Origin of the sequence: Arthrobacter sp. 147(2020) (genome assembly GCF_013116715.1) — a bacterium.
GTDB lineage: Bacteria > Actinomycetota > Actinomycetes > Actinomycetales > Micrococcaceae > Arthrobacter_D.
Window position 1 is genome coordinate 39,701 of sequence record NZ_JABFOM010000007.1, and the last position, 25,702, is coordinate 65,402.

At 66.3% G+C, this 25,702-nt stretch carries 23 protein-coding genes; 8 read left to right on the forward strand and 15 right to left on the reverse strand.

The genetic code is table 11. The features are described from left to right. Positions 1-3: 3 nt before the first annotated feature. Positions 4-1,980 (reverse strand): APC family permease, encoded by a 1,977-nt coding sequence (locus HMI58_RS07075; protein WP_171585292.1) that lies wholly within the window; start codon positions 1,978-1,980, stop codon positions 4-6. Positions 1,981-2,107: 127 nt separating this feature from the next. On the opposite strand from HMI58_RS07075, the gene HMI58_RS07080 reads away from it, so the two are divergent. Both HMI58_RS07080 and HMI58_RS07085 read left to right on the forward strand, forming a co-directional pair. Further along, positions 2,108-2,782, forward strand: a complete 675-nt coding sequence (locus HMI58_RS07080; protein ID WP_171585293.1) for a TrkA family potassium uptake protein — start codon at positions 2,108-2,110, stop codon at positions 2,780-2,782. After that, positions 2,779-3,489 (forward strand): TrkA family potassium uptake protein, encoded by a 711-nt coding sequence (locus HMI58_RS07085; protein WP_171585294.1) that lies wholly within the window; start codon positions 2,779-2,781, stop codon positions 3,487-3,489. Before HMI58_RS07080 ends, HMI58_RS07085 begins: the two co-directional genes overlap by 4 nt. A 4-nt stretch (positions 3,490-3,493) precedes the next feature. Here HMI58_RS07085 and HMI58_RS07090 read toward each other — a convergent pair whose 3' ends face one another. From HMI58_RS07090 to dut, 4 genes are all read right to left on the reverse strand, one after another. Then, positions 3,494-4,225 carry a DUF3159 domain-containing protein gene (locus tag HMI58_RS07090; RefSeq protein WP_171618643.1) on the reverse strand — a complete coding sequence of 244 codons (732 nt, stop codon included), beginning with the start codon at positions 4,223-4,225 and terminating at the stop codon, positions 3,494-3,496. After that, positions 4,222-4,602, reverse strand: a complete 381-nt coding sequence (locus HMI58_RS07095; protein WP_171585295.1) for an OB-fold nucleic acid binding domain-containing protein — start codon at positions 4,600-4,602, stop codon at positions 4,222-4,224. The genes HMI58_RS07090 and HMI58_RS07095 overlap by 4 nt, the downstream gene beginning before the upstream one ends. After that, a complete protein-coding gene (locus HMI58_RS07100) occupies positions 4,595-5,518 on the reverse strand; it encodes a DUF3710 domain-containing protein (protein WP_171618644.1) in 924 nt (307 codons plus the stop codon). The genes HMI58_RS07095 and HMI58_RS07100 overlap by 8 nt, the downstream gene beginning before the upstream one ends. A gap of 67 nt (positions 5,519-5,585) precedes the next feature. Further along, on the reverse strand, positions 5,586-6,074 hold the full coding sequence (gene dut / locus HMI58_RS07105; protein ID WP_171618745.1) for a dUTP diphosphatase: 489 nt from the start codon (positions 6,072-6,074) through the stop codon (positions 5,586-5,588). Between the two features lie 133 nt (positions 6,075-6,207). On the opposite strand from dut, the gene HMI58_RS07110 reads away from it, so the two are divergent. Beyond that, positions 6,208-6,672 carry a DUF3093 domain-containing protein gene (locus tag HMI58_RS07110; protein WP_171618645.1) on the forward strand — a complete coding sequence of 155 codons (465 nt, stop codon included), beginning with the start codon at positions 6,208-6,210 and terminating at the stop codon, positions 6,670-6,672. 15 nt (positions 6,673-6,687) lie between these two features. On the opposite strand, the gene HMI58_RS07115 is transcribed toward HMI58_RS07110, so the two are convergent. Further along, positions 6,688-6,987, reverse strand: a complete 300-nt coding sequence (locus HMI58_RS07115; protein ID WP_171618646.1) for a DUF4193 domain-containing protein — start codon at positions 6,985-6,987, stop codon at positions 6,688-6,690. Positions 6,988-7,266: 279 nt separating this feature from the next. Here HMI58_RS07115 and sepH point away from each other — a divergent pair, with 279 nt between their 5' ends. Continuing rightward, complete coding sequence (gene sepH, locus HMI58_RS07120; RefSeq protein WP_171618647.1) at positions 7,267-8,517, forward strand: septation protein SepH; 1,251 nt, start codon at positions 7,267-7,269, stop codon at positions 8,515-8,517. Positions 8,518-8,576: 59 nt separating this feature from the next. Here the strand turns inward: sepH and HMI58_RS07125 are convergent, their stop codons facing one another. From HMI58_RS07125 to HMI58_RS07140, 4 genes are read right to left on the reverse strand one after another with little or no spacing between them, the layout of a single operon-like run. After that, entirely contained in the window at positions 8,577-9,293 is a 717-nt protein-coding gene (locus tag HMI58_RS07125) for a thymidine kinase (protein ID WP_171618648.1), read from the reverse strand. After that, positions 9,286-10,482 carry an alkaline phosphatase family protein gene (locus tag HMI58_RS07130; protein ID WP_171618649.1) on the reverse strand — a complete coding sequence of 399 codons (1,197 nt, stop codon included), beginning with the start codon at positions 10,480-10,482 and terminating at the stop codon, positions 9,286-9,288. Before HMI58_RS07130 ends, HMI58_RS07125 begins: the two co-directional genes overlap by 8 nt. Before the next feature lie 6 nt (positions 10,483-10,488). Then, positions 10,489-11,166, reverse strand: coding sequence for a DUF5998 family protein (locus HMI58_RS07135; protein ID WP_171618650.1), 678 nt, complete (start codon positions 11,164-11,166; stop codon positions 10,489-10,491). A gap of 44 nt (positions 11,167-11,210) precedes the next feature. Further along, positions 11,211-13,913 carry a GNAT family N-acetyltransferase gene (locus HMI58_RS07140; RefSeq protein WP_171618651.1) on the reverse strand — a complete coding sequence of 901 codons (2,703 nt, stop codon included), beginning with the start codon at positions 13,911-13,913 and terminating at the stop codon, positions 11,211-11,213. Between the two features lie 82 nt (positions 13,914-13,995). Between HMI58_RS07140 and HMI58_RS07145 the strand changes: the two genes are divergently transcribed. Continuing rightward, entirely contained in the window at positions 13,996-16,476 is a 2,481-nt protein-coding gene (locus HMI58_RS07145) for a DNA topoisomerase (ATP-hydrolyzing) (protein WP_171618652.1), read from the forward strand. Positions 16,477-16,478: 2 nt separating this feature from the next. Here HMI58_RS07145 and HMI58_RS07150 read toward each other — a convergent pair whose 3' ends face one another. Then, positions 16,479-17,465 carry a GNAT family N-acetyltransferase gene (locus tag HMI58_RS07150; protein WP_225667976.1) on the reverse strand — a complete coding sequence of 329 codons (987 nt, stop codon included), beginning with the start codon at positions 17,463-17,465 and terminating at the stop codon, positions 16,479-16,481. A 134-nt stretch (positions 17,466-17,599) separates the two neighbouring features. Between HMI58_RS07150 and HMI58_RS07155 the strand changes: the two genes are divergently transcribed. Together HMI58_RS07155 and HMI58_RS07160 are read left to right on the forward strand one after the other, a co-directional pair. Next, positions 17,600-17,965 carry a BlaI/MecI/CopY family transcriptional regulator gene (locus HMI58_RS07155; RefSeq protein ID WP_171585306.1) on the forward strand — a complete coding sequence of 122 codons (366 nt, stop codon included), beginning with the start codon at positions 17,600-17,602 and terminating at the stop codon, positions 17,963-17,965. Positions 17,966-17,969: 4 nt separating this feature from the next. Beyond that, positions 17,970-18,947 (forward strand): M56 family metallopeptidase, encoded by a 978-nt coding sequence (locus HMI58_RS07160; RefSeq protein ID WP_171618653.1) that lies wholly within the window; start codon positions 17,970-17,972, stop codon positions 18,945-18,947. Between the two features lie 35 nt (positions 18,948-18,982). Here the strand turns inward: HMI58_RS07160 and HMI58_RS07165 are convergent, their stop codons facing one another. Then, complete coding sequence (locus tag HMI58_RS07165) at positions 18,983-21,091, reverse strand: DNA topoisomerase IV subunit B (RefSeq protein WP_171585308.1); 2,109 nt, start codon at positions 21,089-21,091, stop codon at positions 18,983-18,985. Positions 21,092-21,350: 259 nt separating this feature from the next. On the opposite strand from HMI58_RS07165, the gene HMI58_RS07170 reads away from it, so the two are divergent. Next, on the forward strand, positions 21,351-21,575 hold the full coding sequence (locus HMI58_RS07170) for a hypothetical protein (protein WP_171585309.1): 225 nt from the start codon (positions 21,351-21,353) through the stop codon (positions 21,573-21,575). 108 nt (positions 21,576-21,683) lie between these two features. Here the strand turns inward: HMI58_RS07170 and HMI58_RS07175 are convergent, their stop codons facing one another. The 3 genes from HMI58_RS07175 to HMI58_RS07185 all read right to left on the reverse strand — a co-directional run bounded on the left by HMI58_RS07175 (position 21,684) and on the right by HMI58_RS07185 (position 25,573). Next, positions 21,684-22,928, reverse strand: a complete 1,245-nt coding sequence (locus HMI58_RS07175) for an RNA polymerase sigma factor (RefSeq protein ID WP_171618654.1) — start codon at positions 22,926-22,928, stop codon at positions 21,684-21,686. Between the two features lie 284 nt (positions 22,929-23,212). Then, complete coding sequence (locus HMI58_RS07180) at positions 23,213-24,475, reverse strand: DUF4192 domain-containing protein (protein WP_171618655.1); 1,263 nt, start codon at positions 24,473-24,475, stop codon at positions 23,213-23,215. 99 nt (positions 24,476-24,574) lie between these two features. Further along, positions 24,575-25,573, reverse strand: a complete 999-nt coding sequence (locus HMI58_RS07185; RefSeq protein WP_171585312.1) for a PAC2 family protein — start codon at positions 25,571-25,573, stop codon at positions 24,575-24,577. Between the last annotated feature and the right edge of the window lie 129 nt (positions 25,574-25,702).

The window sequence follows — 25,702 nt, forward strand, 5'->3', positions numbered from 1 at the left end:
AGGTCACTGCAGGTCCTGGAATTTTCGTGCGGCGTCGGAGGATGCGAGCTGCCAGGGGACACTTGCCACCATAACCCCCGGCTCGAAGTGCAGCCGGGTCTTGATGCGGAGGGCGGTCTGATTGTGGACCAGCTGCTCCCACCATCGGCCCACCACATACTCGGGGATGTAGACGACGATCAGGTCCCGTGGGGAGTCGCTGCGGATACTCCTGATGTACTCCATGATCGGGAGGATGGTGTCCCGGTAGGGCGACGCCAGCACCGTGATCGGCACCGGAATCTCGTACCGGTCCCAGTCGCGCAGCGTCCGCTCCGTCTCCTCCGGGTCCACATCCACCACGATCGCGTCCAGCTTGGACGGCCGGGACGCGCGGGCAAAGGCGAGGGCGCGCAGCACCGGCTTGCGGACGTGGGAGACCAGGATGACTGCGTGCACGCGGGACGGTAGTGCACGGGAGAAGGTGGAGTCGTCAAGGGCCAGTTCGCTGGCTACCTGGTCGTAGTGCCGCTTGATGCTGTGCATGACGGCGAACAGGACCACCATCGCCAGCACGGCCACCCAGGCTCCGTACTCGAACTTGGTCACCAGGACCACCACCAGCACTGCGGCGGTAAGCACGAAACCGACAGTGTTGATGGCCCGGGACTTCTTCATCCGCCACCGCCGCTTCTTGTCGGCGGTGCTGCGCAGCTCGCGGGTCCAGTGTTTGATCAGTGCGGCCTGGCTCGCGGTGAAGGACACAAACACGCCGACAATATAGAGCTGAACCAGCTGGGTGACATCGGCGCGGAAGACAAAGATCAACAGGATGGCTCCCGCGCCGAGGGCGAGGATGCCGTTGCTGAAGGTCAGCCGGTCCCCGCGGGTGCGCAGCTGGCGGGGCAGATACCCGTCCTTGGCGAGGATTGAGGCAAGCACTGGGAAACCGTTGAACGCGGCGTGACCGGCCAGGACCAGGATGAGGGCGGTGGCGCCCACCACCAGGATGAAGGGTATCGCCGCGTCGCTGAAGATGGTGCGGGCCAGCTGGCTGACCACCGGGTTCTGGATGTAGTCCTCGGACACGGGGTTGCCGTCCAGCAGCAGTTGCTCCTGCGGGTTCTGCACCACGTGCACCTTCACCGCGTTGGCGAGGTAGATCACCCCGGCCATCATGGCCGACGCGACGACGCCGAGAATGAGCAGGCTGGACGCTGCGTTGCGGCTACGGGGGGCCTGGAAGCTCGGCACGTTGGCGCTGGGGACCTCGACACCCGTGAGGGCTGCCGCCCCGGCGGAGAAGGCGCGGAGAATCAGCAGCGCACCCGCAAGGCCCACCAGCCCGGCGTCGAGCGCGGGGTCGGGGATGATCTCGAACCGGGCGCTGGGCGCCTCCCCCAGCGTTCCGTTGAGGCGCTGGATGATGCCGACGGCGCACATGCCAAGGATTGCGGCCAGGAAGACATAGGTGGGAATGGCAAGGGCCAGGGTGTTCCGGGACACGCCGCGCAGGTTCAGCAACACCAGGACGACGACGCCGGCCACCGCCATCACCGTCTGGCCGCCCGCGAGCCCCGGCGCGAGGGCAATGAGGTAGTGGGCAGCGGCGGACACCGAAACGGCGACGGTCAACACGTAGTCCACCATCAGGGCGGACGCCACGGTCAGTCCGGCCGAGCTTCCCAGGTTGCGGCGGGCGATCTCGTAGTCGCCACCCCCGGTGGGGTACGCGTGGACGGCCTGCCGGTAGGAGGCGATCACTACCAGCAGCACCACCAGGACGGCTAACCCCACCCAGGGCGACACCGACACGGCAGCCAGCCCGGCCAGGGCCAGGGTGAGGAGAATTTCGTCGGGTGCGTAGGCCACCGAGGACAGGGCGTTGGCCGAGAACACCGGCATCGCGATCCGCTTGGGCAGGGTCTGATGCCGCAGCCGGTCGTTGCGGAACGGTTTGCCCACCAGCACCCGCTTGACGGCTTCAAAGAAAGTCAGCACAGCCCACAGACTAGCGCGTTTGTTGCTGCCACACTCCATTAGGCTGGGTGCAGCGGACGCAGGCCCCCAGCGAGTGGAGCGCGTTGACACGTAGGTTGGCAATCGGTTGGAACGGCAGGTGGCGCGAGTGGCGCATTTTGTAATTATGGGGTGCGGCCGGGTGGGCGTCAGCCTCGCCCATACCCTCGACGAGTCGGGGCACACGGTGGCCATCATCGACCAGGACGACCGCGCATTCCGCCGGCTCAGGGGCTCGTTCGGTGGCCGGAAGGTCACCGGCGTCGGTTTCGACCGGGACACGCTGAAGAACGCAGATATTGAGAACGCCTACGCCTTCGCAGCGGTGTCCAGCGGTGACAACTCGAACATCCTGGCTACCCGGGTGGCCCGTGAGATCTTCCACGTGCCGCACGTGGTGGCACGTATCTACGACCCCGGACGCGCTGAGATCTATCAGCGTCTGGGCATTCCCACGGTTGCCGCGGTCAGGTGGAGCGCCGATCAGGTGCTGCGCCGCATCCTGCCCGAACAGAGCATCAACGGGGATTTCCGGGAGACCTCGGGACGGCTGATCCTTGGCGAGCTCACCCTGCACGACGGCTGGCTGGGGCGGTCGCTTGCCGATATCGAGGCTGCGTCGGGGATCCGCGTCGCCTACCTCACGCGGTTCGGTGAGGGCATGCTGCCCACCTCGGAGACCAGCTACCAGGAAGGCGACATTGTGCACGCCATGATGAAGACCTCCGCAACCGACGAGATAGGGCGTATCCTCGCCAAGAAACCTGTGGAGGAGTCGGAGTGAGAGTAGTCATAGCGGGCGCTGGCAGCGTGGGATCCTCGATTGCCAAGGAGCTGCTCTCGAACAACCACGAAATCCTGCTGATCGATGAGAAGCCCGAGGTGATCGGCCGCAGCGGGCTCAAGGGAGCCAAATGGCTGATCGGTGACGCCTGTGAGCTGACCACGCTCAAGGACGCCCGGCTGGATGAGGCTGATGTGGTGGTCTCCGCGACTGGGGACGACAAGGTCAACCTGGTGGTGTCCCTGCTGGCGAAGAGCGAGTTCGGGGTGGGCCGGACGGTGGGCCGGGTCAACAACCCGAAGAACGACTGGATGTTCGACGACTCGTGGGGTGTCGACGTGGCCGTGAACACTCCCCGGCTGATGACGGCGTTGGTGGAAGAGGCAGTCGAGATTGGTGACCTGGTCCGGCTGCTCACCCTGCAGAGCGGTGTCACATCGATCGTCGAGTTCACTGTCCCCCAGGAATCACCGATCGTGGGCCGCACCCTTGGTTCGCTAATCTTGCCGGAGGACTGCACGGTGGTGGCAATCCTGCGGGACGACGCGTCGATTACGCCCAGCCCCGACGACGTGGTGGAACCGGGAGACGAGCTGTTCCTGATCGCAGCGATCGCCGCCGAGGACGCGCTCCGCAGCGTGCTCCTCGCCGTTCCTACTGACGATGACGACACCGGTGCGCCCGTGGACGCGCCGGGCCTGCCCTGACCGGCTACCTGTCTGTCGCGCCCGCTGGGAGCTGGGCGGGCGGGCGGGACACGAGCCACGCGAGCCACAGCCCAAGTGCGTAAAGCGGGAGTCCCATAATCAGTCGGGTGGTCCCGAGCGCCACGAAGTTCTCGGCGAAGTATAGGGGCATCTGAACGGCCAGCCTTAGCCCGAGGACCGTCACGATGATCCAGGTGGCAATGGTGTACGCCTTGACCCGCAAAGGGTCCTTCCGCCATTCGACACCCTCACCCCTGATGAAGCCGAAGAGCAGTCCGGCGATCGGCCACCGCGCCGCGATGGAGATGACCATCGCGATGATGTAGGCGCCGTTCGTGAAGAACCCGGGGACGAAGAAGTCTTCGGCATTGCCGGTTCGGTTGGCAACAAAGGCACAGATCGCCACGCCGATCAGGCCCGATAGCGCCTGCGTGAGGGGGGTCCTGGAGACGAGCCGGATGACGGTGAAGATGGCGGCCACACCCAGCGCGGCGATGAGTGAACTCGCCAGGTCCCGGTTGATGGTGAAGACCACAGTGAAGATCAGGCCGGGCAGGATGCTCTCGGCGAGCCCTCTGACCCCGCCAATCGACTGCAGGACATCGATCTGGCCGTTCTCCGAGCGTTGCATGCCGGACCGGGCGGCGTACTGTTCCGCCAGTTCGGCGGCAGTGGGTCCCTGGCGCGGAGCCGGATCGGGCTCAGGCTCGGTGCTGGGTGGTGGTGGGGTGCTCACTGCTGTGCCTCCGGACGGCCGATGATTTCGTAACGAGGATTGTAGATCGTTGGCATCCCGTCCACCGGGCTGACCATACCTTCAAAAGCTATCTGGGTTCCCGCTTCGATGCCCGGCACCCGCCGCTGTCCAATCCAGACCAGCCGTACCTGGGCCCGTAGGCGGGCCACACTGTCGCGGCGGTCGGATCCGGTGGTCACCGGCGGGGCGTCGTCGGACACGACCGCGGCGAACTGGGGTGCTGAGCTGCGGGGCAGGACGGTGATCCGCGAGATGTAGCCCCGCGCCCTGGCCCGCCCACGGGTGGGCAGCCCACCGACAGTTGAAGCGGCGCCGGGGTGCACCCCGGCGCTGTCCACTCCCGGTCGGTCAGCCAATGTGGGTGATCTCGGGACCGCGCTTCAGCGGATCGGTGAGATCAGGAGCCGGTGGCACGGGCTCGGTGGGGCGGGCCGACGCCGATTCCTTGGGCAGCCGGAGCTGCAGTAGTTCACGTGGCGGCAGCGGGTGGTCTCCCCTGACCACGACGACCTTGCGGAAGAGTTCCTCGATCGGTGCGGCCGCTTCCTTGTTGATTGCCGCGGGTCCGCCGATGACACCGCGGAGGAACCAGCGGGGGCCGTCGACGCCGAGGAACCGGGCCACCCGGAAGCCGGGCTGCCCGTCCGCCGTTTTGGCGGGGAGCTTGGCTACCAGTTCGGTGCCGAAGGTGCCGACACGATCCTGGACCGTGCCACCCTGCGAGCCGACGGAGACGCCGATCTGGGCCCGGATTTCGTCCCACAACCCATCGGTGCGGGGTGCGGCAAACGCCTGCAGTTGCAGGTTGGATCCGTTCAGGTCGAGGGTCACAGCGATGACCCGCTTGGTCTTCTCTTCCACTTCGAGGCGAAGCTGGAGACCCTCGGCTGCTCCGATGCGCAGCGCACCGAGGTCGATGTAGCCGGCGTCGGAGTCGTGTTCCGAGACGTCGAACGGCCCGTTGTCACGGGAGACGACCACGCCCGGGGCCGGGGCCGCGGGTGTTGAGGGGGCAGCGGGGGTTAGCTCGGCGTCGTCGTCGGCTGCGACTGGCGCGGCGGTGCCATCAGCGGCCGTTGCGGGTTCCGGGGCATCAGTGGGGGTGGTCGCCCCCTCGGGGATGGTATCCGCGGTGGTCGTATCCTCGGTGGTCGTATTCTCGGTCGCAGCGGCTGACGCTGGCGCAACCTGTTCCTCGACCGGGCTGGCGGCGGGTTTCGCCTCTTCTGCCGGGAGGTTCTCTTGCTTCTTCTTCAGGCGCCCAAAAACCATGATTGGGTTCCTTTCCTTGGTGTGTGGGACCCGTCGTGCCGGGTCCCGTAGCTGGATATCCTCTAGGTTATGCGTGGGTTGGATGCGCTGTGGGTTCGATGCTGTAACCCCCGGTGGATCCGAAGCCCGCAGCGCCGCGCACCGATTCCGGAAGCTCCTCCACCACTGTGAAGTTAGCCTGTTCCACCTGCTGGATGACCAGCTGGGCGATCCGGTCACCCCGTTTGAAGCTCAGTGACTCAGTTGTGTCGGTATTCAGCAGGGTGACGGCAATTTCCCCCCGGTAGCCGGAGTCGATGGTCCCCGGTGCGTTGACCACTGTCACCCCGTGCTTCGTCGCCAGACCGGACCGCGGATGGACCAGGCCCACATATCCTTCCGGAAGGGCAATGGCCACGCCGGTGGGCACCAGGGCCCGCTCCCCCGGTGCCAGCCGAAAATCGATGCGGGTCCGCAGGTCTGCGCCAGCATCACCCGGCTGGGCGTACGCCGGGGGTGTCATCGCGTCGTCGAGCAGTTTGATCTGCACGGGAAGTCTCCGCTGTGGGTCCAGCACGTTCTTACTCCAGCTGCGTCGTGGGTGATCGGGGTAGGCCTTCACTCTAGCGCCTTAACCTTGGTGGCTGCCGGGTGCCGACGATGCTGCGTGCTGGGATGAAGTACCCCGAAAAATCTGTCAGGGTAGGGGTATGTCAACCCCCGCTCCAGCACCATCCGCCAGCCCCGTCATCTACGAGGAGCGGCTGTGGCCTGCACCGTGGATCTGGCTGGTTGCGGCCGGCGCGGCGGGAGCCTCAGTGGTCACGTTCGCCCCCATCAACCTGACCACCGGGTTCATTGCGGCCACCGTCGTCGCAGTGGTGCTGGTCACGCTCCTGGTGTTGTCCACGCCGCGCATCGTGGTGACGTCGTCGCACCTGACCGTGGGACGGGCCACCATTGAGCGGCAGTTCCTCGGGGAGGCGACGGCGTACACCGGTGAGGACGCGACCGCCCAGCGCGGGCCGCAGCTGAATGCGACCGCGTACCTGTGTATCAGGGGATGGATTTCCCCGGTGGTCCGGGTGGCAATCACCGACCCGGCGGATCCCACTCCCTACTGGTTGACCTCCACCCGTCGCCCCGAGCAGCTCGTCGCGGCCCTGGTCAGCTGACCAGATCCTGACGACCTACCCCTCGCAGTCACTGCAGTAGGCCAGTGCACCGACCTGACGGGCGATCTGGGATCGGTGACGCACCAGGAAACAGGATGCACAGGTGAATTCATCGGCCTGGGCGGGGAGGATCCGCACCTGGATTTCCTCGCCTGAGAGGTCGGCTCCGGGCAGTTCGAACCCGTCAGCCGCTTCTATCTCGTCCTCGTCGATCACCGGGGACTGGTGGTCGGGTCGTTGCGCTTTCAACTCGTCGATCGAGTCAGCGTCAGAGTCGTCCTGGGTGGTGCGCGGCGTATCGTAATCGGTCGCCATAATCGGTTGTTCACTCTCCGGTGTTCTGTGGTTGTGCTACTCGAAACTGTCCAACGTTCACGTCGAAACTGTTCAACGTCGAGTCCAACGCTGACTGACCGCAGTTTGTGCCCGTACGCCAGCGATTGTTGCCCACGCCGCCGGGATAGTCCAATTCCGCGTCGTCCTGGCCCGTCCGACGGCGAAAGTTCCGCGCCACACCACGGGTGTAGTAGGCATGTGGGCCAACAGGTGGCAAAGTTTCACGGTAAGGAAGCAATGTCGGCTCGGAGGATTTTCATGCAGGAACTACGGCTGGTAGGTGTTCACGAGGACGGCGGACACCTGCACTTGAACGGCGAGGACGGCTCGAATTACAGCCTGCCGGTCAACGAGGCGCTCCGCATGGCGGTTTCCCGCCCCATGGAACAGCACAAGATCACCACCCCCCCGCCTCCCGCGGGCAAGCCGGTGGTGCCGTTGTCGCCCCGGGACATCCAGGCGAGGATCCGCAGCGGCGCAACGGCCCAGGACATCGTTGACGAGACCGGCCAGGAACTGGCACACGTGCTCCGCTATGAGGGTCCGGTCCGCGCCGAGCGCGACTACATGGCCATCCTGGCCCAACGCGTCGAGGTGTCCTCTCCCCTGCCGTCCCACGATGGCTACCGGTCAGCGTTTGGCGAGAACCCGGCACAGCTGGGAGAAATGGTCGATTACCGGCTGCAGGCCTACGGGGTGGATCCGAGCGGCGTCGAATGGGACGCCTGGCGCCGGCCGGACGGACTGTGGAATGTCGTCGCCCGATTTGAACTGGCATCCGACGCCCGTGTGAGTGTGGGCGAGGAGCCACCGGCCCAGTGGACGTTCAACCCCAGCCGCAAGACAGTCCTCAACACCAACCGGTGGGCCCAGCTGCTCAGCGAGCTTGAACCCCTTGACGGCCCTCTGCCGACGCGTCGGCTCAGCGCCGTGGCCGATCACGTCTTCGACTTCGAGGCCCAGAAGGCGCCCGAGGTTGCCGCCGAAGAGGCCTCCGACAACCTGTTGGACGTGCTCCGGTCCCGGCGCGGGCAGCGTCTCGGAGTGGATGAGGAGGGCGACGACGCCCTCGCGCACCTGCTGGCCAAGGGCAGTATCCCCGCAGCCCACCCCCGCCCCACCGAGGGGGACGAAGAGGCGGACGCCACCGGTTCTGCCGAGAGCATCGACGACGCCGAGGAACCGCAGCGGTTCGCTGGTCTCAGTCTGGCCCCGTCGATGCGACCCGACGACGAGGACCAGGAACCTCAGACCTACAGCGATGGCTCACCCCGCCTCTCCGAGGATGTGAGCACTGACACCCGTGAGATCAGCATCTTCGCCCGGCCCGGGCGCCCGGCACAGCCCTCCGCCGAACCGGCTGAGGCTACAGATGACCGCCCGGAGCAGGACCCGGTCCCCGCACGTTCACCGAAGGTGGCCGACGAGCCCACAGATCGCAAGATCCGGCCGAAGCGGTCCAGTGTCCCCAGCTGGGATGAGATCGTCTTCGGCACCAAGAGCGACTAGCCGACCTGAGACAAGCCGGTGTCCTGGGAAAGCCAAGCGTCGGCACACCAGTTCCTGCCTTAGGGCGAGAACGGCAGCAGCATTTCGTTGCTCTTCATCGCGTTGGCCGTCCGCAGGGTAACCCGCCGGGTGTGATGGCGCCGGCACAGGGTTTCGTAACCCGTCACCGGCGGGTGGGGAGCGTCGTCTGCGGCTCCTTCGGCAATCGGCAGTTCAGGCTGCAGCGGGTCCCGCTGCACCTGCTGGAGTTCCACATCGCCTACCACCACCTGGTCACCCTCGACCACCATGACACCGTCGATGGTCCGCGCATTGTGGGTTGCCCGGCGGCCGCACCAGCAGAGCGCCTCCACCTGGAGCACCTGGACCCGGTCCGCGAGTTCGATGAGCCGCTGCGAGCCAGGAAAGAGCCTGGTTCTGAAATCCGAGGTGATCCCGAATGCAAACACGTCGACGTCCATCTCATCGACAATGCGGGCCAGCTGGTCGATCTGCTCGCCCGTGTAGAACTGGGCCTCGTCGCAGATCAGGTAATCGACCCGCTCGGCGGCCGTGCGACGTCGGACAATCTCGGCCCAGAAGTCGGTGCCGTCGGTAACCTCCACCGCTCCCGTCTGAAGGCCGAGCCGGCTGGAGATCATCGCCTCGCCCGCCCGGTCGTGGGAGCTGAAGAGCAGGCCAGCCCGGCCCCTGGCCCGATGGTTGTGATCCATCTGCAGGGCCAGGGTCGATTTGCCGCAGTCCATGGTTCCGGAAAAGAAGATCAGTTCAGCCACGGGAGACCTTCCCGCCCGGGCGGCCCAGCGTCAGCAACGGCACTTCGCGTTCGGCGCGGGTCAGGGACCCATGCTGCCCCACAACTTCCATCGCTGATTCGCTGGTGCGGCGGCGGTCGTACAGCGCGATGGGTTCCCGTGCCGCGACCAGGAGGTCACCGATGCGGGGCAGGACCCGCTCGTCGACCTGGCCGAACAGCCCTGCCTCGATGGCCTGCTCGCGGGTAAGGATCCACGCGTACTGCCCGTAGGCCGCCTGCCAGGCCGCGACGAGGCTCTCGCGCCGGTCGGTGGACAGGCCGGGTTCCAGGTACAGGTGCAGCATCCGCGGCTCGCCGGCTGTGTGGGCGACTCCGTCGATCAGCGTGGGGTCGGTCGAGAAGTCGTAGCGGTGCGCCTCGTCGACGTCGACCATCCCGTGGTCGGCAGTCAGCAGCAGGAGGGTGTCGGAGGGCACGCGGGCGGCGAGCGTTTTGACGGCACCGTCGACATCCTCGAGCTGGGTTCCCCACTGGGAGGAACCGCAGCCGAACCGGTGGCCGGCCTTGTCCATCTCGTTGAGATAGAGGTATACGAGGGACCGCTTCGTCGCGGCGAGCTGTTCGTGTGCACTGCGCACCCGCGCTTGAAGGGTTCCGGCTGCCACGTAGCTGCCGCCCCTGAGCGCGGCGCGGGTCATGGCGGAATCGGCGAACTTCGGGAGGGACACGCTCACCACGGGGACCTGGGCGGAAACCTGTTCAAAGACAGACGGATAAGGCTGCCACCGCTGGGGGTCCACTTTCGCGTCCCAGCCGCCGAGCATGTTCACCACTTTGTCCTGCTCGGGGTCCAGGACGTCGTAGCCCACCAGGCCATGCCTGCCGGGAGGCAGGCCGGTGCCAAGGCTGGCCAGTGACGCGGCGGTCGTTGACGGGAACGCCGATCCGATGGTGCGGGCACTGTCCAGGTGCCGGCGCAGGAACGGCGCGTGCCCCCCACGTTTCTTCAGCAGCGCCGACCCGAGCCCGTCGACCACCACCACGCAGATACGGGACGCGGCCGGGAGGCCGAGGGCGTTGTCGAAGGGGCCGGTGGTGGAGGTAAGGTCCAGGGCCGCGGCAGCGCTGGTGAACACCTCGGCGATGGTGCTGCGGCCATAGGCGGGTGCCGCCGGAAGAGGCTCCCGGTGTCCGGTGATCTGATCCACTGAGGGCTAGCCCTGGTGGTGGGTCCGGCTGAACCGCGCACCGAGACCTGGCTGCCTGCGCGGCGCCGGAGCCAGCGTGCCGGCGGCGACGGGCGTGACCGGGTTGGCCGTGTTGACCTTCCGCAGGGCGCGGGCAAATGACTTCGCGTTCTGGACTGCCTGCATGCCGTCGGCCTCGGCACTGACGCGCAGCACAATGTCCTCCTGCGAAATGGTGCCGGTGTAGCCGTGGTCGGCGTCGCACTGCGGGTCGCTGCAGCCGGCTGGCCCCATGTCCAGACGCTGACCGCCGGACCAGGCAATTGCCAGGGTGAGCTCACGGGCCTGGTCGGAGGGCTTGTAGTCCTGCGGCTGGGCGTAGAGGTAGCTGAGCACCACCGACCGGATCTGGCTGACCGGGACGGATTCGGTGGAGACCTGGGCCATCATCTGCTGCCCATCCTCGTCCAGCTGCTGGTCGTCGACGTGGGTGATCACCAGCATGTCCTCGGTGAGGACCAGCACAGTGATGTGGCGGTGCACCTCGTTCCGCTCGAAGTGGGTCTCCAGGTGCACCACGTGGGAGAGCGGTTCCCTGCCGTCGAGGGCATCGTGCACCGTGTCGGCGACCAAGCGAGGGTAGAAACCAGCCCGTTCCAGGGAGGCGTCGAGGCTGCGGCGTTCAGCGGAGAGCGATGAGGTCATACATCCAGTTTCCCTTATTCGGGCGCCCGCCGCCTAACCCGGTGTCAGTCCCGCATGGCGCGCCGGGCGCTGTCGGTCCGCCGCTGCGGGTTGCCCACCAGGATGTCGGTGCTCAGGATGACCAGCCCGCCCGCCGAGACCAGCACGGGGTTGAACTCCAGCAGAGCAATCTCGGGGTGGCGGTCCTTCAGGACGGCCACCCGTTTGATCAGGTTCTCGATGGCCGCGATATCGGTAGCCGGAAGACCCTGGTACCCGAACAATTTGCGGGAGGCCCGGGGTGCACGGACCAGGTCCGAGACGTCAACGGTGGAGAGCGGCGGAATGCTGTGCGCCCAGTCGTCGAGGAGGTCGACGGCGTCGCCCGCCAGCCCGAAAGACAGCACCGGCCCCAGCAGGGGGTCCTCGATGGCACGGAGGGTGCACGCCTGACCGGAGGGTGCCATCGTTTGCACTTCCATCCCGCTGACCCCGAAGGGCGCAAGCACCTTCTCCATCTGGGCGATGTTCAGCCGGAGCGAGTCGGCATCCTCGATGTTCAGCCGGACGCCCCCGAGGTCGAGCCGGTGCCGGAGGTGCTCGTCAACGGTCTTGATGACCACCGGCCAGCCCAGCCGGTCGGCGGCCGCCACCGCCTCATCGGCGGTGGTGAACCGGACAGCGGGAAGCAGGGTGATGCCGTAGTGGTCCAGCAGGGTGGCAGCTTCGCCCGGGTCCAGACGGGTCAGCCCGTCGCCGTCGACCCGTTCCAGCGCCTGATGGAGCAGCTCCGACGCGGCGTCCGGATCGATATCCGCCGGCTCGTCGAACCCGCCGTTGTCCCGTGCCCGCCACCGGGCGTACGTCACGACTGCTCCCAGCGCGGCGACCGCCGCTCCTGGGCCCGAGTAGCACGGGATTCCCCGCTGGCCGGTGGACTCCCCCATCGGATTGTCGGGGACAGCGAGCAGCCCCTCGGAGCGCACCATCGGATCCAGAATGCCGGCGAAGGAAGCGACCAGCGGCTTGTTGGCCGTTTCGGCGCAGTCCCTGAGACAGGCCGCGATGGCATCGACTGTCAGGCCCGGGGAGGGCAGCAGGGCAACCACCGCCGAGTGCACCTCCTCATCCGCTAACGCCTCCAGGACCGCCGCGCGGAGGACGGGCAGCGCAACCGACTGTCCGGTGTCCAGTTCGATGTCGGTGACCAGGCGACGCACGTCCAGGGACTGGGCGGCAGCCGCGTCGGCCACCACCTTGCCCAGCGCCAGGGAGTTGCTGAACACCGCGAGGCTGGGACCTGCGGGCAGCGGCTGGCTGACGAGGATCTGGGCAATGTCCACCAGCTGGGCGGTGGTCTCGACCCGGATCACCCCCGACTGTTTGAGCATCGCATCGAGCGCACCCGACGGCGCCTGGGTGGTGCGCACTGCGTGTCCCGGGGGCAGCTGAAGGCCCATCACATCGGACTTCGCCACGATAACGGGTTTTGTCTTGGACAGGCGGCGGGCAATCCGGGAGAACTTGCGGGGGTTGCCGACCGATTCGAGGTACAGCCCGACGGCCCGGGTGGAGGGATCGTCCTCCCAGTACTGCATGGCGTCATTACCGGAGATATCAGCCCGGTTCCCGGCGGAGACGAAGGAGCTCAGTCCCAGCCCGCGCCGCCCGGCGGCCGCGTAGAGCAGGACGCCGATCGCCGCCGACTGGCTGAACAGGCCCAGGGCGCCGGCAGCGGGCAGGGCGGGAGCCATTGAGGCGTTGAGTCTGATCGCTGGGTCGGTGTTCACCAGTCCGAGCGACGCCGGTCCCACCACCCGCATCCCGTAGGCCCGAGCCCGGTGCACGAGGGTTCGCTGCCGGGCCAGGCCTGCGGCGCCGTCGTCGGCAAATCCGGCGGTGGCGACGAGCAGTCCCTTGACGCCAGCCTCCCCGCACTGGTCAACCACCGCTGCCACCTGGTCGTAGGGCACGGCGATGACCGCGAGTTCGACTGGCCCCGGCACCTCAGCGATCGATGCGAAGGAAATCATTCCCGCCAGTTCGAAGGCCTCGGGGTTCACCGCGTACACGTCGCCGGTGTAGCCGCCGTCAATGATGTGTTCCAGGAAGGAGTACCCGACGGTCCCCCACTCGCGGCTGGCGCCGATCACTGCCACCGACGACGGCGAGAGCAGGTCGGCGACGCTGCGGGCCTCAGCACGGTGCTCGCGGGATTCCATCACTGCCCGGGATTTCTCGGTGGGGTCGATGTTGAACTGCAGCATCACCACGCCGTCGTCGAAGCGGCGCTGCACCTCATACCCGGCCTCGGCGAAAACGGTGATCATCTTCCGGTTCTCCGGGAGGACCTCGGCGGAGAACCGGCTGATTCCGTTCTCCCGGGCCGCTGCCGCCAGGTGCTCCAGCAGGATGGACCCCAGCCCCCGGCCCTGATGGGCGTCGGCAATGTTGAAGGCGACCTCCGCCTCGGTCGGGTCATCGAGCCGGTCGTACCGTCCGATGCCCAGGATGTCGGTGCCCCGGGTGATCACGAAGGCGACCCGGTCGCGGTGGTCCACCTCGGTGAACCGTTTGAGCTCTTTGGTGCTCAGCGACGACTTGTAGGTGAAGAACCGCAGGTAGATGGAGTTCTCGGACTGCTGCATGTGAAAGTGCTGGACAGCATCCGCGTCGTCGGGCGAAATGGGCCGCAAATGTGCGGTGGCGCCGTCCCGCAACACGACGTCGGCCTCCCAATATTCCGGGTAATGTCCGCCAGCAGCCATAGACTCACCCTAGTGGGCGTTCGGCGCCCACGTCATTACTGTTGGCAGCACACCCCCTTCACGACCCGAGGACCACCCGATCATGGCCAGGCGCCAAACCACAGCAGCCCCGGTGGATTACACCGAGAACATCATCGATATCGACGTCACGTCCGAGATGGAACACTCGTTCCTGGAATACGCCTATTCGGTGATTTACTCCCGGGCCCTGCCCGACGCGCGGGACGGGCTCAAGCCCGTCCAACGGCGCATCCTCTACATGATGACCGACATGGGTCTGCGGCCGGACCGCGGGCATGTGAAGTCCGCCCGTGTGGTGGGCGAGGTGATGGGAAAACTCCACCCCCACGGTGATGCGGCAATCTACGACGCGATGGTGCGCATGGCCCAGGACTTCTCCCTGCGCCTGCCCCTGATCGACGGTCACGGAAACTTTGGCTCGCTCGACGACGGCCCGGCCGCCCCCCGGTACACCGAGGCCCGGCTCGCCGCCGCGGCGCTCACCATGACCGACCACCTGGACGAAGACGTGGTGGACTTCGTCCCGAACTACGACAACCAGCTGCTGCAGCCCGAGGTACTCCCGGCCGCGTTCCCCAACCTGCTGGTCAACGGCGCCACGGGCATCGCCGTCGGCATGGCCACCAACATGGCACCCCACAACCTCGGCGAGGTGATCGCCGCCGCCCGGCACCTGATCAGCAACCCGGATGCGGGTCTTGATGACCTGATGCGTTTCATTCCCGGCCCGGACCTCCCGAGTGGCGGCAAAATTGTCGGTCTCGACGGGGTGCGCGACGCGTACGCCACCGGCCGGGGGTCGTTCAAGACCCGCGCCACGGTAGGTATCGAGCAGCTCTCCGCCCGGCGGACCGGCCTGGTGGTGACCGAGCTTCCCTACACGGTGGGCCCGGAAAAGATCATCGAGAAGATCAAGGATGCCGTCACTTCCAAGAAGCTGCAGGGCATTTCCGACATCGTGGACCTGACCGACCGACGCCACGGGCTCCGGCTGGTCATCGAACTGAAGAACGGTTTCAACCCGAACGCGGTGCTCGCCCAGCTGTACCGGTACACGCCGATGGAGGATTCCTTCGGGATCAACAATGTGACCCTGGTGGATGGGCAGCCCAGGACGCTCGGCCTGGTCGAGCTGCTGCAGGTCTACATCAAGCACCGGCTCTCGGTGGTCCGCCGGCGCACCACCTACCGGCTGGGCCGCAAGAAGGACCGGCTGCACCTGGTCGAGGGCCTGCTGATCGCGATCGTTGATATCGACGAAGTCATCCAGATCATCCGCTCCTCCGACGAGTCGGCGCAGGCCAGGGAACGCCTGATGTCGATCTACGACCTGTCCGAGCTGCAGGCCAACTACATCCTCGAACTGCGCCTGCGCCAGCTGACCAAGTACTCGCGGATCGAGCTGGAGAAGGAACAGGACGAGCTGCGCCGCGAGATTACGCTGCTGGAAGAGCTGCTCGGCTCCGAGGAACGGCTGCGGGCCCTCCTGTCGGAGGAACTTGCCCAGGTGGCAGAGAAATTCGCGACGCCGCGGCGAACGGTCCTCCTGGAGTCCGAGTCCAGCTCCCCGCTGAAGGGCACGGTCATGCCGGCGGCTGTGGCAACCGGCGGTAAGGCGGCGCCCCTGCCGCTCGAGATCGCTGACGACCCCTGCTGGGTCATCCTTTCCACGTCAGGTCAATTGGCGCGCACCTCCAGCCAGGAACCTTTCGGTGAGGCAGGGCAGCGGGTCAAGCACGATGTGTTCCGCTCGGTGCTCCCCTCCACTGCCCGGGCAGAGGTAGGTGCGGTGACGTCCGCCGGCCGGATGCTGCGCCTGCAGGTGATGGACATGCCGGCGCTGGCCCCCACCGCCGGCATTCCGAACCTGGCCGGTGGAGTCCCCGCGCAGGAGTTCATGACGCTGCTCCCGGGCGAGGTACTGGTGGGGTTGGCTCCCCTGGACACCGTGATCGCCCTGGGCACCGCGCAGGGCGTGGTGAAGCGGGTGGCTCCTGAGTACCCGCTCAACCGGGACGAGTGGGAGGTCATTTCCCTCAAGCCCAAGGACAAGCTGGTGGGTCTGGCGACGGCCGCCGACCACGATGCCCTGGTCTTCATCACCGCGCAGGCACAGCTGCTCCGTTTCCCCGCGTCGACGGTCCGGCCGCAGGGCCGCACCGCTGGCGGGATGGCAGGCATCAAGCTGGGAACGGGCGACTCGGTCATTCACTTCGGTGCCGTGACCACCGACGACCCGGCAGCCGTCGTCGTCACCGTCGCAGCAGCGAGCGGGGCGCTGCCCGGCACCTCCGCGGGTTCGGTGAAGGTCACCGAGTTCGCCGAGTACCCGGCGAAGGGCAGGGCCACTGCTGGCGTGCGTGCCCACCGGTTCCTCAAGGATGAGGACGGGCTGGTGGTCGCCTGGGCCGGTCACGGACCGGCGAAGGCGGCCTCCTCGAGCGGCGTGTCCCGGGCGCTGCCCACTGAACACGGCCGGCGGGACGGTTCAGGAGTGGCGCTCAACCAGACAGTGGAGGCGATCGGGCCCAGCCCGGTCTGAGGCTAGATCGCCAGTTCGTAGACCCTAGTCCGGTGGGTGGGTTCGTAGCCGAGGCGCTCGTACAGCCCGAGCGCCCCTGACGGGTTCTCGGTGTCCACGCCCAGCCCGGCGTTCTCGATGCCATCCGCTGCGAACCGTCGCATCGCCTCGACAAGCAGCGCCGGGGCCAGACGGAGCCCCCGCCAGTTCCGGCGCACCCCAAGCAGATCGGTGTAGGCCTCCGTGTATCCCAGGATCTCCTTCGAGCCGGGATCGAAGCTGGCCAGCTGGTAGGCGGCCACCTCACCGGTTTCCTCGTCGACCACCGCCAGGCTCCAGTCAGGTCTGAACTCGGGGTGCGTCACCGTGTACCGCCAGGATTCCTCGTCCCGCGGCTCACTGCCCCAGTGGTCCTGGAACGCCTCGTTGTGGGCCAGCCGCACCGCCTCGGAGAGTTCCTCAGAAAACGTTGCGATCCGCAGTCCGGCAGGGAGCTGGACCGCCGGGATCTCCGTCCCCAGGGGGCGGGTCATCTCGGTGAAGTACCGCGCCACAGTGTTCCCGGTCGCATCCATCAGGGCCAGCTGGGAGGGAACCCGCTCCTCCGCGTAGGTGCGCAGCACCCCTTCCGCTGCGCCGTCCTCATCGAGGCGCCGTCGGGCGCGCGCCGCCTGCCAGCCGTACAGTGCGGTCCCGATGCCGCGGCGCCGCCAGGCCGGATCCACCCCACCCATCGTGTGGATCAGGGTCGAGCCATGATTCTTCTGGATGGCTCCGACCGCGCGGGGGACGCCGTCGGCGTCCAGCCCCAGGATGGTGTCCTTCTCCGGGTCTGTCTTTGACGATTCAAGGATCTGCTCCAGGTCGGCGCGTTCCTCGACCCAGTCCGGCTTGTCCTCCTCGGCCATGCGCTTGATGAGCTCCAGCCACTGCCCGATATCGTCCGGCGTGATAGGCCGCCACTGCAGGGGCGTACCGGTGGGAAAGTAGTCCGTCACTGACTTAGTCATGGCAAAAGAGTATGGCACGCGGTCGGGTGAAGCATTTCGCCGTCGCCGATGTGACCTGTTCTACCGCATGTAGAACATTGCCCAGAAAGGGAGTAGATTTGTTTAGTAACTCACAACTGAAATGAAGGACTTGCATGGCCACCCTCGGAGAACTCGAACGCACAGTGATGGACCTGCTGTGGGGCACCCCCGGGGCTTTGACAGCCAACGCGTTGCGCGATCAGCTGGCCCTGGCCACGCACGACGCCGTCGGCAAGGAACTCGCTGTCACCACGGTCCTGACCGTCCTGTCACGCCTGGAGAAAAAGGGCCTGGTGGAGCGGGAACGCGAAACCCGCCCGCACCGCTACCGGGCCATCACCAGCCGTGAGGAACACACCGCCGAGCTGATGCACGAGGTCCTGGTCACCGCTCCGGACCGGGAGGCCGTCCTGGCACGGTTCATCGGAAGCGTATCGGACAGCGAGGCACAGGCGCTGCGTAAACTGCTCGGCAGCTGAACGGATGTTTTGGGCCGCCCATCTGCTGGCCGGGCTCGCCGTCGTCCTTGCCTGGCCGGCACCGGTAGCGCTATCGCGGGCGAAGTGGCCCACCCGGGCACCCGCTACCGCGATGATTCTCTGGCAGGCCATTGCCCTGGCCGGTGGGCTCTCGATGATCGGGGCCATGCTGGTGTGGGGGCTCGATCCGCTGGGAGACAACCTGGTGGAGGCCCTGGGCCGGCTAGGCACGATGGCCATCAGCAACGAGCCTGCCGCTGAGCTGGGTCTGGTGCATGTGTTCGCGCTCAGCGCCGCGGGGCTGCTCAGCGCCCACCTGATCTTCACGCTGCTGTTGACCTACGCCAAGATCCAGGGCCAGCGTCGGCGCCACCGGGACATGCTGAACCTGCTCAGTTCACCCGCCGCGAACCGTCCGGCCACCCTGGTGATCAACCACCCCACCCCCGTCGCCTACTGTCTGCCGGGCGGTGCCCGCTCAGTCACTGTCCTGTCGGACGGGTTGTTGGATCTCCTGACCGCTCAGGAGCTCGACGCCGTCCTGGTGCACGAGCGTGCCCACCTCCACCAACGCCACCACCTGCTCCTGTGGGCATTCGCCGCCTGGCGGTCGGCGCTGCCGTGGTTGCCGACCTCCCAGCTGGCACAGCGCGCAGTCAACGAGCTGATCGAGATGCTGGCGGACGACGAGGCGCTGAAGACGGTCCGCGAGCCGGTTCTCGCCCGGGCGATCGCCATTGTGGCATCCGGGCCGCTGGCCGACTCTGACGGGGTCTACCCATCCGACGCGCTGTCCACCACCACGCTGACGCCCGGTTCCCCGAGCGGGCAGGACACCGGGTCCACGGTGAACCGGATCCACCGGCTCCTTACCCCGCAGCCGACCCTTTCGCCGGTGCAGCAGGGCGCAGCCCTCGGCACCTCTGGCCTGCTGCTGGTGGCCCCGACCCTGCTCCTGATCGCCCCCTGGGTGCTGGGCTGACACATCGCGCCAGGAGCCGCTGTGGTGCCTGCCGGTCAGGCGTCGATCTGCTCCCGGTCCAGGGACGCGGCGCCCGCCACGATGAAGTCCTTGCGCGGGGCAACGTCACTGCCCATCAGCAGGTCGAACACCCGCTCAGCTGACTCGGCTTCTTGGATCCGGACCCTCCGGAGGGTCCGGTGCCGCGGGTCCATGGTGGTTTCAGCCAGCTGCTCGGCGTCCATCTCCCCCAGGCCCTTGTAGCGCTGGATGGGTTCCTTGTACCGCTTGCCCTGCTTCTCCAGGGCGGCCAGGAGCCGGTTCAGTTCCTGCTCCGAGTAGGTGTAGATCGTCTCATTGGCCTTGGACCCGTGGTTGACCACCTCCACCCGGTGCAGCGGCGGTACCGCAGCAAAAACCCGTCCCGCGTCGACCAGCGGACGCATGTACCTGAAGAACAGTGTAAGCAGCAGAGTCCGGATGTGGGCGCCGTCGACGTCGGCGTCGGTCATCAGGATCACTTTCCCGTAGCGGGCGGCGTCCAACTGGAAGCTGCGGCCGGAGCCTGCGCCCACCACCTGGATCAGGGCACCGCACTCGGCGTTGGCGAGCATGTCCCCCACCGAGGCCTTCTGGACGTTCAGAATCTTCCCGCGAATGGGAAGCAGTGCCTGGTAGTCGGAGGAGCGTGCCAGCTTCGCGGTGCCAAGAGCACTGTCACCCTCGACGATGAACAGTTCGGAGCGCTCGACATCGTCAATCCGGCAGTCAGCCAGCTTGGACGGCATCGACGAGGTCTCGAGGGCGTTCTTCCGCCGCTGCGTTTCCTTGTGAACCCGCGCGGAGATGCGGGACTTCATCTCAGCGACAACCTTTTCCAGCAGCAGCGCGCTCTGCGCCTTGTCGCCGCGGGCCGTCGAGTTGAGCTTGGCGAGGATTTCCTTCTCGACCACCTTCGCCACAATGGCCCGGACCGCGGACGTGCCGAGGATTTCCTTGGTCTGTCCCTCGAACTGGGGTTCCGCCAGCCGCACCGTCAGGACGGCTGTCAGTCCCGCGAACACGTCGTCCTTTTCGATCTTGTCGCTGCCGGCCTTGAGCTTCCGGGCGTTCGCCTCGATCACCTTCCGGAAGGATTTCAGGAGGGATTGTTCGAAGCCGCTCTGGTGGGTACCACCCTTGGGCGTCGCGATAATGTTCACGAAGCTTTTCACTGTGGTGTCGTAACCGATTCCCCAGCGCAGGGCAATGTCGACCTCGCAGTCGCGTTCCACCTCGGCAATCTCGCTGTGCCCGTTTTCGCCGAGCACCGGCACCGATTCCTTGAACCGACCTGAGCCGTGCAGGCGCCACACATCGGTCACCGCGCTGTCGGCGGCGAGGAAGGTGGTGAACTCGGAGATCCCGCCGTCGTGCTGGAATACTTCCTCCACTGGACCGGCCTCGGCGGCGGTGCCAGCGAGGCGGCGTTCGTCGCGCAGGGTGATCCGCAGACCGGGAACCAGGAAGGACGTCTGGCGGGCCCGGGACTGCAGCTCCTCGTAGGAGAATTTCGCGTCGGGGGTGAAGATCTGGCGGTCAGCCCAGTAACGGATCCGGGTACCGGTGACACCGCGCTTGGTGGTGCCGACCACCTCGAGCCGGGAGCTTTCGAGGAATGGCTCGAACTTCGCGGTGGGCGAGGGGGTCTTGGCGTCGAGGAACCGGCCGGGCTCACCGCGTCTGAAGGACATCTGATAGGTCTTGCTACCGCGGTCCACCTGAACATCGAGCCGGGCGGACAGCGCATTCACCACGCTCGCGCCCACACCGTGCAACCCGCCGGACGCCGTGTAGGAGCCGCCGCCGAACTTTCCGCCAGCGTGCAGCTTGGTGAAGACCACCTCCACACCGCTGAGTCCGGTTTTTGGTTCGGCGTCGACGGGAATGCCCCGGCCGTCGTCGTGAATCTCGACTGAACCGTCAGGGTGAAGGATGACCTTGATGCTCTGCCCGTGCCCGGCGAGGGCCTCATCCACCGAGTTGTCGATGATCTCCCAAAGGCAGTGCATCAACCCGCGGGAATCCGTGGAGCCGATGTACATGCCCGGCCGTTTGCGGACAGCTTCGAGGCCTTCCAGGACGGAGAGGTGGCGGGCGTTGTATTCGGTGCTTGGTGGCGCCACGTTGGGTGAAACTCCTTGGCAGGTAGGACAGGGTGGAGGCGTCACCGGTAGCCGGGCGCCGCGCCGGGGACCTCCGGCCGCATTCTTCCAGCATATTCCCCCGGCCAGACGGTTCGGCGTAGGCGGGCCGCACGGTCCGGCACCAAAGGTGTGACGGCGTCGGACTATGCTACGCGCTCAGCGAAAGAACACCCAGCTTGCGATGGATCGGCAACGAATAGTGGTTATATGAACTACAGGAACCACTAAGGAGGCAATCATGACAACAGCAGTAGCAACCCGCGAAATGACCGCGCTGGACCGCTGTGACCGCTGCGGAGCCCAGGCCTATGTGCGCGCAGTACTTCAGTCCTCCGGTGGTGAGCTGCTCTTTTGTGGCCACCACGCGCGTTCCGTTGAGTCGAATCTGAGGCCGCTGACGTCCGAGTGGCAGGATGAGACCAACCGTCTGCATGCAGCACCCGGACCGGTAAGCGAAGACTAGAAGCGTCACCCGGGCCGCCAATCGCGGCCTGAAACCAGAAAGGACCCCCACACCTGAGGTGTGGGGGTCCTTTCTGGTTGGAGCCGGTGTTCGGAAGCCCAGGGCTTGCTAGTCGAGGTAGTCGCGCAGCACCTGCGACCGGGACGGGTGACGCAACTTGGACATTGTCTTCGATTCGATCTGGCGGATCCGCTCGCGGGTCACACCGTAGACCTTACCGATTTCGTCTAACGTCTTCGGCTGTCCGTCAGTGAGGCCGAAGCGCATCGCGACGACGCCTGCCTCCCGTTCCGACAGCGTGTCGAGCACCGAGTGCAACTGTTCCTGCAGCAGGGTGAAGCTGACGGCGTCGGCGGGTACCACGGCTTCGGAGTCCTCGATCAGGTCACCGAACTCCGAGTCGCCGTCTTCACCCAGCGGGGTGTGCAGCGAGATCGGCTCGCGACCGTACTTCTGGACCTCGACAACCTTCTCGGGTGTCATGTCCAGTTCGAGCGCGAGTTCCTCAGGCGTGGGTTCGCGACCCAGGTCCTGAAGCATCTGCCGCTGTACCCGGGCCAGCTTGTTGATGACCTCGACCATGTGGACAGGGATACGGATCGTCCGTGCCTGGTCGGCCATGGCACGGGTGATGGCCTGGCGGATCCACCAGGTGGCGTAGGTGGAGAACTTGAAGCCCTTGGTGTAGTCGAACTTCTCGACCGCACGAATCAGGCCCAGGTTCCCCTCCTGGATGAGGTCAAGGAACAGCATGCCGCGGCCGGTGTAACGCTTGGCCAGGGAAACCACCAGACGGAGGTTCGCTTCCAGCAGGTGGTTCTTGGCGCGCTTGCCGTCGTGGATGACCCATTCCAGTTCACGGCGCAGTTTCGGATCCAGCGGCTTCGCGGCGTCCTTGTCTGCAGCGAGCTTTTCCTCGGCGAAGAGGCCGGCCTCGATGCGGAGGGCAAGATCGACTTCCTGCTCCGCGTTCAGCAGAGCCACCTTGCCGATCTGCTTCAGGTAGTCCTTGACGGGGTCCGCGGTCGCGCCGGCAGAGATAACCTGCTGGGCGGGGGCGTCGTCGTCGGCGTCCGAGTAGACGAAGCCTGAGCCGGCCTTGGTTTCAGCCTCGGCGGCTGCGCGCTCGGTGGTCTCAGCGGGCTCGACGGGGTTTCCCGCGGCGTCGATCTCCGGGCTGTCGTCTTCAACCTCAGCGGCGGCGGCGTTCTGCGCTGCCGCCTTCGCGGCCCGTGCTGACAAGGGCTTCACAGCAGCGGTCTTCGGTGCCGCCTTCTTGGGGGCGGCCCGGCGTTTGGTGGTCGTTGCCCCGGGTTCTGTTACATCCGGTGCAGTTGTCTTCTTGGCCGACACAGAGAACCTTTCATACGGCGTCTGTGATGCTGCCAAGGGGGCAACACCACTATGACCCTGTCAAGTCCGTGATTGAATTCAAGGAGATTGACGGGGCTTTCCTTACTGAAGAGGAACCGTCCCGCCGCCTGCACTATTCCCCAACCATCCACCAAAGGATGGCCGGTTGAGATACAGACCACTTCTTGACACACGAACCCGACCGGGTCTCGACTCCCATTGTCGCACGATTCGCGGGCTTCGATAAATCCTCTGCCCATCCGAAACCGCCCTCGCGCCGCCGCTTAGGGGGCAGATGGGTTGCCGTTCCGCCACGCCAGATTCTTGTCCCTTGACCATTCTGCGAGCATGCCCCGCGCCACCACCTCCTCCAGCAGTTCAGCGAGCCTGTAGCCGGGTTCGACCGTCAACGCCCGCTGGAAATAGAGGTGCGCCCGGGAGCCCCTGCCGCGTGCCCACTCGATCCACCCGAGCATGGTCAGCAGGGCGGCAAGCGGCTCCCCCTCGGCAACGGCGGACAACCGGGTCAGATGGTGGTGTGCTGCATCAATGCGTTGCCATTGCAGCTGGCCACGGTACTGGCCGATCAGGACACCGCAGTAGTTGTCGGCGGCTGCCCGCTCGGATGCGTCCCGGTCGGCGTCGGCCTGGGCTGTACCGGCGAGCCCAGTACCCCTGAGGAGACCGAGCCCGGCTGCCCCCTGCAGGGCCACTGACTTCCCCAGCCCAGTGAGCACCAGTACCGAGTCCCGCAGGGTGCGGCAGGTGAGCGATGCCAGGAGGTGAGTGATCGTTTCGAGGTCCGGGGTGGATTCCCCGGTGTGATCCTCCAGGAGGTGGTCCGCGGGTGCGGGGGGCGACGGCGCCGCAGGAACTGCAGATTTGGTGGTGAGCAACTCCTCCCAGAGCGCGAGGGTGGCAGTGAATTGGGAGGTATTCCGCCACCGCCGTCGCAGACGGGATTCCTCGGCCCGCCACCGGCGGGTGAGGTCCGCCCGATCCGTCCACGGTTCGTGGCCGCCAACTCCGACGGCGGCGGTCAGCGAGTCAGCATAACTGCTCCCCCGGTAGACCAGTTCCGCGTTCAGCGGGCTGTCCTGGACGCTTCCGAGGGGGTGCCCCGGCCAGGGGCAGCACTTCGGGTCCTCACAGAAGTAGTCCCGCCAGCAGGTCTCGTTCACCAGCCAGCCATCGCGCAGGGCCAGCCCCACCTCGTCGAGTGACTGCCTGAGGCGGCCGACGATCTCGTAGTGGGGTGGTGGCCCGTGCCGGTCCCACGGCTCCCCCGTGTAAAGGATCATCAGCGTGCCGTCCGCGGAGGTGTCGGCGGTAAGAATTGAGCAAAGGCCAGTCGCATAGGCAACCGGGTCAGCATCCGGATGGGGCAGGTCAACCCGCAACGTTGCCCCAACCCGCTTCCCGGACATCGTGAGCAGGACTAGGCTTGATTCCGGCTGGAAACCCAACGTATGCAGGATGTAACTGAGGATGTCGGCTGGCGACGTGACCTTGAAGGGGGGCTCGGGCGGGGCTGGTGCGGATGTCATTGGTTGAGCATGCCCTCGGCCCGGCCAAAGCGGAGGCCGGGCCGACTCTATGTGCGTAACCCCAGAACGAAGACCCCTGTGGAGGAAGGTTGGGAAACCTTAGCGGCCGGCTTCGCCCTCGGGCTCGGTATCGGGATCCGGCGTTTCGCCGGCCTTCCGGTCCTCTTCCAGCAACTGCTCGGACTCGTCGGCAGCCTGCGGGCTGGCCAGGTAGGCTTCCACCGCCGCGCCGATCTCGTCCGCGTCCGCCAGCTCGCTGTTTTCCTTCACCAGCAGTGATCGGCGTTCGGCGGACCCGGCGCGCTCGTCGTAGCGCTGTTCAAGCGTGGTGACAACTCCCCGGACGTCGGCGGAACCGTCGACCTGCCGGGCGATCTGCCGTTCCACGTCACGGCCGGCTTCACGCAGCCGGTCGGTGGGCAGCACCAGCGACGCGGACGCACCGAGGTACTCAAGAGCAGTGACCGCGGCGGGCGGGTATTCGGCTTCCGCGAGGTAGTGGGGCACGTGCACCACGTAGCCGACGACGTCGTGCCCGGATTCGATCAGGCGGAGCTCAAGGAGGTGGCCTACTGAGGCCTGCAACTCGGCGGTGGGCCGCCAAGTGTTCATTCCCTCGATCAGGTCCGCGCGGTTCCCATGAACTGTCACGCCGAGCGGGCGGGTGTGCGGGACGGGCATCGGCACCGAGTTGATCCAGGACACCAGGGGCACCTCGAACCGGTCGACGAGTCCTGTCACGGCACTGATGAACCGTTCCCACTGCAGGTCCGGCTCAAAACCGGCAAGGAGCAGGAACGGCACTCCCATGCCGTCGTACACGCGGTGCAGTTCAAGGCGGGGCGGGTGGTAGTCGGCGAGGTGGTCCTCGGCGAACGTAATCCTGGGGCGCCGGCTGCGGTAGTCGATCAGCTGGTCGGCATCGAACACCGCCACCAGCTCATGGTCAAGGGTGGTCAGCATTTCCTCGATCACCTGGGACACCACATGCCCCGCGTCGACAAATCCGGTGAAACCAGCAAGAAGAGGAAGCCCCCGCAGCTGCTGGCCGTCGATCAGGTCGGCGTTTGAGTTGAAAAGAGTTTCAGGATTGAGCATCTCCCCTCCTAACAGGTTCGTAGCTTTCTTCAGATACCTAGTCCAACGCCGGAAGGGAGCAGATTCATTCCGCCCGACGGCAGGTTCTCTAACAGACTACGATCGATAGTGGAACGGCGCGTCATTGAG